Annotated in this window: 11 protein-coding genes; 9 read left to right on the top strand and 2 right to left on the bottom strand. The window is 46.3% G+C overall.

Annotation, left to right across the window (positions count from 1 at the left end; translation table 11 throughout):
- Window positions 1-260 precede the first annotated feature (260 nt).
- Window positions 261-845, bottom strand: a complete 585-nt coding sequence (locus tag PMG71_RS02270) for a PAP/fibrillin family protein (protein WP_347179182.1) — start codon at window positions 843-845, stop codon at window positions 261-263.
- Window positions 846-970: 125 nt separating this feature from the next.
- Here PMG71_RS02270 and PMG71_RS02265 point away from each other — a divergent pair, with 125 nt between their 5' ends.
- From PMG71_RS02265 to PMG71_RS02250, 4 genes are all read left to right on the top strand, one after another.
- Window positions 971-1,216: a DUF3134 family protein gene (locus PMG71_RS02265; protein ID WP_283752018.1), complete on the top strand. Its 246-nt coding sequence runs from the start codon at window positions 971-973 to the stop codon at window positions 1,214-1,216.
- 53 nt (window positions 1,217-1,269) lie between these two features.
- Window positions 1,270-2,358: a phospho-N-acetylmuramoyl-pentapeptide-transferase gene (gene mraY, locus PMG71_RS02260; RefSeq protein ID WP_283752017.1), complete on the top strand. Its 1,089-nt coding sequence runs from the start codon at window positions 1,270-1,272 to the stop codon at window positions 2,356-2,358.
- Window positions 2,359-2,481: 123 nt separating this feature from the next.
- Complete coding sequence (locus tag PMG71_RS02255; RefSeq protein WP_283752016.1) at window positions 2,482-2,835, top strand: type II toxin-antitoxin system HicA family toxin; 354 nt, start codon at window positions 2,482-2,484, stop codon at window positions 2,833-2,835.
- Window positions 2,832-3,068, top strand: coding sequence for a type II toxin-antitoxin system HicB family antitoxin (locus PMG71_RS02250; RefSeq protein ID WP_283752015.1), 237 nt, complete (start codon window positions 2,832-2,834; stop codon window positions 3,066-3,068). Before PMG71_RS02255 ends, PMG71_RS02250 begins: the two co-directional genes overlap by 4 nt.
- A gap of 331 nt (window positions 3,069-3,399) precedes the next feature.
- On the opposite strand, the gene PMG71_RS02245 is transcribed toward PMG71_RS02250, so the two are convergent.
- Entirely contained in the window at window positions 3,400-4,602 is a 1,203-nt protein-coding gene (locus PMG71_RS02245; RefSeq protein WP_283752014.1) for a phosphoglycerate kinase, read from the bottom strand.
- Between the two features lie 92 nt (window positions 4,603-4,694).
- Between PMG71_RS02245 and PMG71_RS02240 the strand changes: the two genes are divergently transcribed.
- The 5 genes from PMG71_RS02240 (at window position 4,695) to PMG71_RS02220 (ending at window position 10,556) form a co-directional block, all read left to right on the top strand.
- Window positions 4,695-5,105, top strand: a complete 411-nt coding sequence (locus PMG71_RS02240) for a universal stress protein (protein ID WP_283752013.1) — start codon at window positions 4,695-4,697, stop codon at window positions 5,103-5,105.
- A 25-nt stretch (window positions 5,106-5,130) separates the two neighbouring features.
- Window positions 5,131-5,976: a ribosome biogenesis GTPase YlqF gene (gene ylqF, locus PMG71_RS02235; protein WP_283752012.1), complete on the top strand. Its 846-nt coding sequence runs from the start codon at window positions 5,131-5,133 to the stop codon at window positions 5,974-5,976.
- A 101-nt stretch (window positions 5,977-6,077) separates the two neighbouring features.
- The gene (locus PMG71_RS02230; RefSeq protein WP_283752011.1) at window positions 6,078-8,303 is read left to right on the top strand and encodes a diguanylate cyclase domain-containing protein; all 2,226 of its coding nucleotides are present in this window, start codon (window positions 6,078-6,080) and stop codon (window positions 8,301-8,303) included.
- Window positions 8,304-8,427: 124 nt separating this feature from the next.
- On the top strand, window positions 8,428-8,736 hold the full coding sequence (locus tag PMG71_RS02225; RefSeq protein ID WP_283752010.1) for a hypothetical protein: 309 nt from the start codon (window positions 8,428-8,430) through the stop codon (window positions 8,734-8,736).
- A gap of 92 nt (window positions 8,737-8,828) precedes the next feature.
- A complete protein-coding gene (locus PMG71_RS02220; protein ID WP_283752009.1) occupies window positions 8,829-10,556 on the top strand; it encodes a succinate dehydrogenase/fumarate reductase flavoprotein subunit in 1,728 nt (575 codons plus the stop codon).
- Window positions 10,557-10,794 lie beyond the last annotated feature (238 nt).

Here is a 10,794-nt window from a genome sequence, read left to right as displayed (position 1 = left end):
CGCTTTGCGCTGTATCGGTGGACAGTAGGAAAAGATCCCCCCTTGCCCCCCTTAAAAAGGGGGGAATAGGAAAGTCCCCCTTTTTAAGGGGGATTTAGGGGGATCAAGATGTCCCACATAACAGCGAAAACTGCTGTAAGCCCTCTGGGGAGTGCATAGCGTGTTCGTAGGACAAACATCTTGCTCGCTAGAGAAAGGCAGCGAGCAAGATGCTCGCACTCCGAGAGGGACTTTTCCCCATCTCCCCATCTCCCCATCCTCTAACACCGAGCCAGCACAAAAATACTCTCCTTATTGCCGCGATTAATGCGTAACTCTCGATCCAAATAAGTAATATCTAACCAACCCTTCTGGTTTTCCTCACTAATGGAAAAATCTACTGGCCAAAATGTTGCACCCCCTTGTATTTTCTCAATCATTTGTGAGGGAGAGTCATAGCCTAAAAATCGTTTCAGTCCCCAAATTCCGCGATTAAAGCGCACATTCACTCGGCGCTCATTGACTACGGAAAAACTGGCCCGCACACTCACCAGTCCGTCTAAATAGGGCAAGCCATCAAGTTCACCCATATTGTAAACCGCTTGTTCATCCGCCCGAATGCATTGGTAAATCTGGCCCAACTTATAGAAAGGAATGCGGTCAATATTCAACAACTCCTCACTGGTGGTATACAACAAGCGCCAGTCTCCACTCAACAGTTCTGGAACCTCCGTTGGGCGGGGGTTGGGGTTGCGCTCTTCCAACTGCACCACAGCAGACAAAATCGCCTGTTTTTGGGTGGCTGAAGCCAAGATACCGCGATTCGTTCCGGCGATCGCCTCTAACAAACGGTCTTTACCAATCATCATTCCCCCTAGGTGAAAAACCTCTTTAAACAGCAAATGGGTTTATATTAACAACTCTCTTCCCAGATCCTGATAAACTCAAAAGAGATCAGTATCCCTATTTTGATTTTCCCATTCTCTCGGCCATGTCTTCTAAATTTGTACCGATTAAAAACCCTTCCTTACGAGAAACCCCTCGCTCTCAACTGGCTCCCATTCTCCCCTCTCCTCCTACCGAGTCTCTAGTGGACTGGTTGGAACAAACCGGACGCATGTCTGCCCGCGATATCCAAGATCAAGACTTTTTAGATGATGATGTGGATATCTCTGAACTGATGGAAGGAGGAGATGATAGCTATGAGGAAGATGATGATTCCATGGATGATGAATAGGTCATAACTCATCAATTGAGTTATTTTGTTGAGTGTGAGTGTGAGGAGTACCTGTGGACGCAAAAGTTAGCTTTGGGGGTTTTCCCTTCCCCTGGGGAACCCGCCTATTTTTAATCTTAGCGGTGGCTCTGGGGTTGACGGCTTTGACCCTAGACTTGCAGATGAACCAGTTTTCTCAAGGGTGGTTTTCGCTCAGTCTGCCCTTCTTAACGGGTTTGATCTTAACTATTCTTGTGGGGGCTTGGGCTGTACCGACTTTGAGAAAGATTAAAGCGGGGCAAATTATCCGCGAAGATGGGCCGCAAGACCATTTGAAAAAAGCGGGAACTCCTACTATGGGGGGGATCTTTTTTGTGCCGGTGGCGGTGTTGGTGGCGCTGATGGCTTCGGGTGGCGATCGCAGTGTTCTTGCGGTTTCTTTGGTTATTTTAGGTTATGGGGCGATCGGTTGGATTGATGATTGGCAAATTCTCCGCCGTCGCTCCAATAAGGGCATTTCTCCCCGCATGAAGCTGATTCTGCAAACCCTCTTAGCGGTGGGTTTTACCCTGTGGATGGCTCTGACGCAACCGGGAGATCTAACCACAGTCGCCCTATTTGGAGCCGTTAGCCTGCCTCTTGGTTGGCTCTTTTGGCCCATTGCTGCTTTTGCCTTGGTTTCCGAAAGTAATGCAGTGAACCTCACTGATGGTTTGGATGGGTTAGCGGGGGGAACCTGTGCGATCGCCTTTTTAGCCTTCGGCGTTCTGCTTGCTCCCACTTCCCCCAGTTTAATGATCCTTGCTTGCGCCCTCAGTGGCAGTTGTGTGGGCTTTCTCGCCTATAATCGTAATCCGGCTCAAGTGTTCATGGGAGATACCGGTTCCATGGCTCTTGGGGGCGGTTTAGCGGCGATCGCCCTCATCAGTGGTAACATCTGGAGCTTAATCATTCTCAGTGGTCTCTTCATCATCGAAACCCTCTCCGTTATCCTACAAGTGAGCTACTACAAAGCCACTAAAGGCCCCGATGGTATCGGTAAGCGCATCCTGAAAATGGCCCCCCTGCATCATCATCTGGAACTCTCTGGATGGTCAGAAACCCAAGTGGTGGGAGTCTTTTATGGTGTTGTTGGTATCCTTGCCATTCTCAGTTATCTTTAAGCGATCTTGGAGTGGATGGTTTCCTTTAAAATGAGGCAATAGTCTGGATAGATGTAGGGTGGGTTAGCGAAGCGCGTAACCCACCGAGATAGGAACGGTGTGTTACTTCGTTAACACACCCTTATGACTTACCTTCTTGATACCTGCTTGATTTCTGAAGTTGTTGCCAAATACCCAAATCAAAAGGTTTTAGATTGGCTAGATGCCCAAGTGCCAGAAACACTATATAATTATCTTATGACTAAAAGAGAAAAGTTATGGCAGAAAGCTAAAAATAATCCAGAAAATCTGACTTTTGATGAGTTTGAAACCCTCCTTAACCAAAATGGCTGGGAATTTAGCCGTCAAAAAGGTAGTCATCGCTTATGGTATTCACCCAATGGTCAACCTTTACCTATTCAACCCCGCAAAGATGGGAAAGCAAAACTCTATCAAATTCAGCAGTTTTTTGAATATCAAGAGGTAGAAGAGGAATGACTTTAACTAACTACAACTTTAATGGTTTTACAATTAATTTATATGTTGATGAACAAGGAGATTGGCTGGCACATTTTCAAGAAATGCCTAATGTTTCAGCCTTTGGTGATACTCCTCCAGAAGCTTTAGAGGAATTAAAGTTGGCTTGGGAATTGGTTAAAGAAGATTATCAAGAAAAGGGTAAAGATATTCCTGTTGCACCAGTGCGGAAAAAATTCTCTTCTTTGATTTGATAATCTAGAAGTGTCTTATTTACTGTACGGAACTTCAAGGGTTGGTAGCTACCATTACAGCGCTTGGCGCTGTAGTGGGGGAATGGGGGAATGGGGGAATGGGGGAATGGGGGGAGCAAACAATAGACTTGGTAGAAGCTCTGAGCTGTTCTAGATATCGTTAAAAACCATCATTAATGTACCTCATAGCAGAGGAAACTGCTGTAAAGGTGTAAAAACATACTATTTTTGTAGGCTAACACAAGGATTAATCGCAATTGAGATCAATCCTCCCTTTTCCTAACTAAAAGGGAAAAGGGAAGATCGACAAAGGTTACTCGATCAAGTTGGCTTACGCTTCATCTAAAGCGGCAATACCGGGGAGTTCCTTTCCTTCGAGCAGTTCCAAACTTGCGCCACCCCCGGTGGAAATGTGGCTCATTTGGTCAGCAACGCCGACTTTTTCGACTGCTGCCACGGAATCACCACCACCGATAATGGTAGAAGCGCCAGTTTTGGTCAGTCCAGCCAAGGAGCGGGCGATCGCCTCTGTCCCTGCTGCAAATTTATCAAACTCGAACACACCCATCGGCCCGTTCCAGATCACTGTCTTACAATCCGCTAAAGCATCCTCAAAGGTTTTCACCGAATCGGGGCCAATATCGAGTCCCATCCAACCATCAGGAATATTATCGACGCTCACGGTTTGGGAATTAGCATCAGCCGCAAAATTATCAGCCACAACCACATCAGTCGGTAACAACAGAGCTACCCCCCGTTCTTTAGCCTTCGCTTCCAAAGATTTGGCCAACTCTAGCTTATCTTCTTCCACCAAAGACTTACCGACATTCATCCCCCGCGCCTTATAGAAGGTGAAGATCATGCCCCCACCAATCAGGAGCTTATCGCATTTTTCCAACAGGGTCTCAATCACGCCAATTTTGCTCGATACCTTCGATCCACCAATAATAGCCGCCAAAGGCCGTTGGGGACTTTCGATCGCCGCTTGCAGATACTTCAGTTCCTTCTCAATCAAAAATCCAGCCACCGAAGGACTCAGATATTGAGTCACCCCTTCCGTAGAAGCATGGGCCCGGTGAGCCGTTCCAAAGGCATCATTGACATAAAGATCGGCAACCGAAGCCAGCTTTTTAGCAAACTCTGGATCGTTGGCTTCTTCCTCAGCATAGAAGCGCACATTTTCCAGCAGCAGCACATCCCCATCCTGCATGTTAGCCACCGCAGCAGCCACCTCATCACCAATACAATCATCGGTTTTGACGACTTCTTTACCGAGCAGTTCAGACAAGCGTGCAGCCACAGGAGTCAAGCGCATGGACTCATTCACTTTTCCCTTGGGTCGGCCGAAGTGAGAGGTTAAAATAACCTTAGCACCCTTGCCCGTCAACTCTTGAATCGTAGGCAGAGCAGCACGAATGCGAGTATCATCAGTGATAGACCCGTTATCCAGGGGAACATTAAAATCCGCTCGCACTAATACTTTTTTGCCAGAAAGGTCAGATGCTGACAAGTTTGCTATCGTTTTCTTGGGCACAGGATAAACCTCCTTCAAAAAAATCTTCGTTATGTTTTTGATTACGCCATCGTCCACATTGTATAGGAGTCCGTGTCTCGGAGGTAAGACCCATGTTTAAGACTGTTCTCTTTCCGATTAACAAAAGTCAAGAAACCCTAGCTGCCACAGAGGTGGTGATGGATATCGTCAAAACCTATGGCTCTAATCTGATTCTGCTCTCTGTGCTGGAGAATGAGATCGCCGAAGAGGATGCATCTAGAGACCCCATGATCTCCCATGACCAAATTGCTGAACTGCTCGGTAAAGTCAAAAGTGGCTTTGCTAAGAGTGGTATTGAGGCTAAAAGTGTCGAACGGGAAGGCAAACCCGCCTTTACCATTTGTGATGTAGCGGATGAAATGGATGTAAATCTGATTATCATGGGAAGTCGGGGCGTTGGTCTGACGGAAGATGGATCGAAGGATAGTATTACCAATCAGGTGATTAATCTTTCTCCTTGTCCGGTTTTGATTGTCCCTTAATGTTTCTGATGCGCTCACTCTGATTATGATTCAATGGTATCCCGGACATATTGCTAAGGCGGAACGGTCTTTGGCGGAACAACTCAAGCGAGTTGATGTGGTCTTAGATGTTCGGGATATTCGTATTCCGCTCGCGACACAACACCCGAAACTGAAGGAGTGGGTGGGGAGTCGGGAGCGGGTTTTGGTGCTGAACCGGATGGATATGATTGTGCCGGAGATCCAGGATTTATGGTTGCAGTGGTTTATGGATCGGGGAGAGAAGCCTTATTTTACGAATGCGAAATTGGGTAAGGGTATTGCCCAAGTCACCCAAGCGGCGATCGCCGCCGGTGCAGCGATGAATGAGCGCCGACGCAACCGGGGAATGCGTCCTCGTCCGGTGCGAGCGGTGGTGGTGGGCTTTCCCAATGTGGGCAAATCGGCTTTAATTAATCGCCTATTAAACCGTAAAGTGGTGCATAGTGCCGCCCGTCCGGGGGTAACTCGGCAACTGCGCTGGATTAAGATTTCCTCAGATATTGAGTTATTGGATGCTCCTGGGGTAATTCCAGCCCGGTTAGAGGATCAACGAGATGCGGTGAAATTAGCCATTTGTGATGATATTGGTGAAGCCAGTTATGATAATCAACGGGTGGCGATCGCCCTGCTAGAGTTATTTCAGCAACTCAATGCCCATGTGAGTACCTTGGAAAAACTGCGATCGCGCTATGAAGTCGATCCAGAGAACTGCTCTAGCGAAGACTATTTACATACCTTAGCCGAAACCAAATACCTGGGAGACTTAGAACGCACAGCCTGCCAACTCCTCAATGATTTTCGCAAAGGCAACTTAGGATTATTTTCCCTCGAATTACCCCCTCCACTATAAGATTAGTGCCAGCACTCAGTACAATTAAGGCTTAAGTCTGTTACAACTCACCTTAAGAGCAATGTAGGCTTTGCCCCATCTACCGCAGGGAGCCAATTCTCATGGCCGATCGGTTTTCTCATCCCCCCAAAACCCTTCCTTTATCCATCTATATTCTTGTGCCCGTAGTCTTCCCCATCTTGGTCGCGATGACGTTCACTGGATGGCTCTCTTTGCGGCATAATCATCAATTAGTCAAACAATTATCCCTGCAATGGATGCAGGAAGTGGGGAATCGTCTAGAAACCCGACTTAGCCAAGATCTTAGTCTTCCTCAAGAAATACTCAAGTCCTATGAAACCTTACCCCTAGACGAGGCGATCGCCTTATCTAATCAAAATTGTTTTTGGCCCCTCCTCAACAGTTTTCCCACCCTTGAAGGGATGTCTATCGGACTACAAGCAACTGGGGAACTATTGGCCATCCATCGCACTCAAACCGGTGACCTCATTTGTACTCAAGCCAACCGTCAAACAGACAATCGTTTATCTGTCTCTCCATTAAACAATCAAGGTGATATTCAAGAGCCAGTTAAAAATTATTTAAACCCCTATGATATTCGCGAAGAATTTTGGTATAAAAATAGTATAATTGAAGATAGTTATAGCCTGAAAATAACACAACTTCCATCCCGATCCAATCCTTCAGTTAAGCTACAACTTACCCAACCTTTATACAACCCCCAAAACAAATTATTGGGGGTAGGCAAAATCGATTTTAACCTCAATCATTTTACTGATTATATTCAAAAAGAATCCCTAGGAATCCCCGCAGATATCCTGATTTTTAATGAGCAAATAAAACTTATTTATTCTTCAGGATATACTCCTCAAAAACAAGAATTTATTGATTCCAATTTGCGACCTGCTATTCAAAAGAATCTCCAAAAAGATTCCCCTCAAAAATTACACATTATTAGCTACAATAAACAAAAATATTGGATTTTTAGTTTTGCTTATCATTTACCGGGTCAGGCACAATGGTGGATCGGTATCATTGTACCTGAAAAACAAATTTTTCAAGCCGTAGAAATCAAATGGCGTAATTCCCTCCTGATTAATTTTTGCGCTTTATTGGTAGCCATCTGTTTGGGAAATCTATTACTCAACAATGTCAGCCGTATTCTGAATCAGTTAAGTGAAGCCGTAGAACTTGCAATTCAGGGAGTTTTGAATCTTAAAATTCCCAAACCCTCTATCGTTTATCCTCTTCAACGCTTAATTGAAAGTGCCCAAAAATTAATCGATTATGGTTCTTTAATGATGGGTTTAGTTACCCAAGAGAATCAACAGCTATTAGACAAGGTAGAATCGGGAACAAATTTATTAATAGAAGCGGTAGAAAAAGCAGATAAAGCCAACTTAAAGCTACAACAATCTCAATCCCTACTCGAAAGTATTATCAATAGTTCCATGGATGGAATTATGGCATTTCAATCCCTCCGAGATCGGCAAGGTAGAATTATTGACTTTGAGTGGATTGTTGTGAATCAAGTCTTTGTTGACTTCTTCAATCTGAATACGGCTGATTTGGTCGGCAAGTATTGGCTACAAGAAATCAATAGCCCCAACTTGAGAAGCTTATTCGATCATTATGTCAGTGTTGTTGAAACGGGGCAAAATCTAGAATTAGAATTTCCCTATGATTATGAAAATGAACGGGCTTGGTTTCATATGATTGCCGTAAAACTCGGTGATGGATTATCCGTTAACTTTCGGGATGTTACTGACCGTAAAAAATCAGTATTTGAATTGCGAAAAATGCTGGATGAAGTCCATAAACTCGCCAATACCGATGGCTTAACCAAAGTCGCCAACCGTCGTCAATTTGATGAATGCCTCTATCAAGAGTGGTTGCGCTTAAAACGCGATCGCCTGCCTCTATCTCTGATTTTATGCGACGTGGATTACTTTAAGCTCTATAATGATACCTATGGACACCAAGCTGGAGATGAATGCCTGATTCAAGTGGCCAGAGCCATTCAACATTCAGTCCGACGCGCTAGTGATATGGTTGCTCGCTATGGAGGAGAAGAATTTGTTGTGCTACTTCCGAATACCTCAGAAGAAGGGGCGAAAGTAGTAGCCCAGTTGATTCAGTCTAAAATAGATGACCTGCAAATTCCCCATAAAACCTCTAAAGTCTCTTCTGCGGTAACCATGAGTTTAGGGATCTCTACGTTAATTCCGAGCGCAGAACTCTCGAAAGAAAGCTTAATTGCTCTAGCAGATGAAGCGTTATACGAAGCCAAGAAGAATGGACGCAACCAATTTGTGGTCAAATCTTAAAATATCGAGGACGTAATGTAACAAGATGTTGCAAGTCTTTTAAAACTATTGAGAAATCGGCCAAAATCCCCTGGCCCCTTTACCCTAGTTCATTAAATAATGTTAAACTTTCCCCATTAAGCGTATGAACGATCAACAAACCTATCGGCTCCATTGCACCCTCTCCTTTGGAGATATCTATGGGCAAATCATTGTCTGGTTAATTGTAATCTTCCTCAGTTTAGCGGCAGCTCTAGCCCTGATGGGTGCAGGTAGTCCGGTTTACGCCTTAGCCACAGTGGGCTTAATTCTCGTTCTTTCCCTACCCTTCCTGCTGTTTAGCTTTGTGACCACCTTACTCAACCATATCGAATTTTTGCCGGTTGAAGAGGTAGCTCAAAAACGGGCCTCTCGTACAGGAGCCTCCCAAAATCCTGCCCAAGCTGCTGGCTAATGCCATTGCATACGACTCTATCTTTAGTAGGGGCGACTTGCCCCTACTCGTTTCTTGTTTGATAACCGATGTTGGAGAAGATCGATTAAACCATGTTAGATCATGATGTAATCATTGTTGGTGGTGGACTGGCGGGTTGTCGTGCGGCTGTGGAAATTGCCCGCATCGATCCGAGCCTGAATGTTGCTGTTGTTGCCAAAACTCATCCCATTCGATCGCACTCAGTAGCCGCTCAAGGGGGTATCGCTGCGACCTTAAAGAATGTGGATTCTGAGGATACTTGGGAAGCTCATGCCTTTGATACGGTGAAGGGTTCCGACTATTTAGCGGATCAGGATGCGGTAGAAATTTTAGCCCAAGAAGCTCCAGATGTGGTGATTGATTTAGAGCATTTGGGGGTTCTCTTTTCCCGTTTGCCCGATGGTCGCATTGCTCAACGTGCCTTTGGGGGCCATTCCTATCGTCGCACCTGCTACGCGGCGGATAAAACGGGCCATGCAATCCTCCATGAGTTGGTGAATAATTTGCGACGCTATGGGGTGAAGGTGTATCAGGAATGGTATGTGATGCGCTTGATCCTGGAAGACGGGGAAGCTAAGGGTTTGGTAATGTACCATATGCTGGATGGCCGCTTGAAGGTGGTGCGAGCTAAAGCAATTATGTTGGCGACGGGGGGCTATGGGCGGGTGTTTAATACCACCTCTAATGATTATGCTTCCACGGGAGATGGGTTAGCGATGGTGGCTCAAGCGGGTTTGCCGCTTCAGGATATGGAGTTTGTCCAGTTCCATCCGACGGGGTTATATCCGGTGGGGGTGCTGATTTCTGAGGCAGTCCGGGGTGAGGGAGCCTATTTACGCAATAGTGAGGGCGATCGCTTCATGGAAAATTATGCCCCTAGTAAAATGGAGTTAGCCCCCAGAGATATTACCTCTAGAGCCATTACCCTGGAAATTCGTGCCGGTCGCGGTATTCATGCCGATGGCAGGGCGGGCGGCCCCTTTGTACATCTGGATCTGCGCCATATGGGGCGGGAAAAAATTATGAGCCGGATTCCGTTTTGCTGGGAGGAAGCTCATCGGCTGGTGGGTGTGGATGCGGTGGAAGAACCGATGCCTGTGCGTCCCACAGCCCATTATTCTATGGGGGGTATTCCGGTGGATACGGATGGCCGGGTACGCAGTGGGGTGGATGGGTTTGTAGAGGCTCTATTTGCGGCGGGAGAATGTGCCTGTGTGTCGGTGCATGGGGCAAATCGTTTGGGGAGTAATTCCCTACTCGAATGTGTGGTTTATGGACGACGGACGGGGGCGGCGATCGCCCAATATGTGCAGTCTCGCAAGTTACCCAATTTAGAGGAAGCCCCCTATCTGCAAGAAGCCAAAGAACAACTGCAAGCCTTGTTAGACCAAAAGGGAGACCGGCGCATTAATCCCCTACGCCAAGCCTTTCAAGATGCCATGAGTCAATATTGTGGGGTCTTCCGCGACCAAGAATCCATGGAACAAGGATTAGAGATTACTCAAAACTTGCAACAGCACTATGGCAATATTTACCTCGATGACCGGGGGGCTTTGTGGAATACGGAGATTATTGAGGCTTTGGAGCTGAAAAATATTATGGTGGTAGGACGGATGATCCTTACTTCTGCTCTAAATCGTAAGGAGAGTCGGGGGGCCCATTCCCGCGAAGATTATCCCCAACGGGACGATCCCAATTTTCTCAAGCATTCTCTGGTGTTTTATTCGCCAGCAGGGATTGATCTTCAATATCGCCCGGTGACGCTGACTCGGTTTGAACCCCAAGAGCGGAAGTATTAATTAGGTCATCTGTAGGGGCGGGTTCACCAATATGTTCATCCTCCCACCCAGATTTTCCTGAACCCGCCCCTTGTATCTGAAGAGAGTCGGCGATCGCTGATATCAAGTCCGGTTTCCGCAAGCGGACATGAAAATTTGTTAAGAAGCGGGCAAGATGCCCGCACTCCTCGAATTCTTTGATCTGACTGGAGTGGGAGCATCTTGCTCCCTGGATTTTTAATTAGGGTATTTCCGCTTC

Source organism: Roseofilum acuticapitatum BLCC-M154 (assembly GCF_030068475.1).
GTDB lineage: Bacteria > Cyanobacteriota > Cyanobacteriia > Cyanobacteriales > Desertifilaceae > Roseofilum > Roseofilum acuticapitatum.
The sequence above is the reverse complement of the archived record's forward strand: the minus strand, read 5'-3'. Positions and strand labels throughout refer to the sequence as shown.

Coding starts and splice junctions, on each gene's coding strand:
- PMG71_RS02270 (WP_347179182.1), bottom strand. CDS start 845: ATGATTGGTAAAGACCGTTTGTTAGAGGCGATCGCCGGAACGAATCGC.
- PMG71_RS02265 (WP_283752018.1), top strand. CDS start 971: ATGTCTTCTAAATTTGTACCGATTAAAAACCCTTCCTTACGAGAAACC.
- PMG71_RS02255 (WP_283752016.1), top strand. CDS start 2,482: ATGACTTACCTTCTTGATACCTGCTTGATTTCTGAAGTTGTTGCCAAA.
- PMG71_RS02250 (WP_283752015.1), top strand. CDS start 2,832: ATGACTTTAACTAACTACAACTTTAATGGTTTTACAATTAATTTATAT.
- PMG71_RS02240 (WP_283752013.1), top strand. CDS start 4,695: ATGTTTAAGACTGTTCTCTTTCCGATTAACAAAAGTCAAGAAACCCTA.
- ylqF (WP_283752012.1), top strand. CDS start 5,131: ATGATTCAATGGTATCCCGGACATATTGCTAAGGCGGAACGGTCTTTG.
- PMG71_RS02230 (WP_283752011.1), top strand. CDS start 6,078: ATGGCCGATCGGTTTTCTCATCCCCCCAAAACCCTTCCTTTATCCATC.
- PMG71_RS02225 (WP_283752010.1), top strand. CDS start 8,428: ATGAACGATCAACAAACCTATCGGCTCCATTGCACCCTCTCCTTTGGA.
- PMG71_RS02220 (WP_283752009.1), top strand. CDS start 8,829: ATGTTAGATCATGATGTAATCATTGTTGGTGGTGGACTGGCGGGTTGT.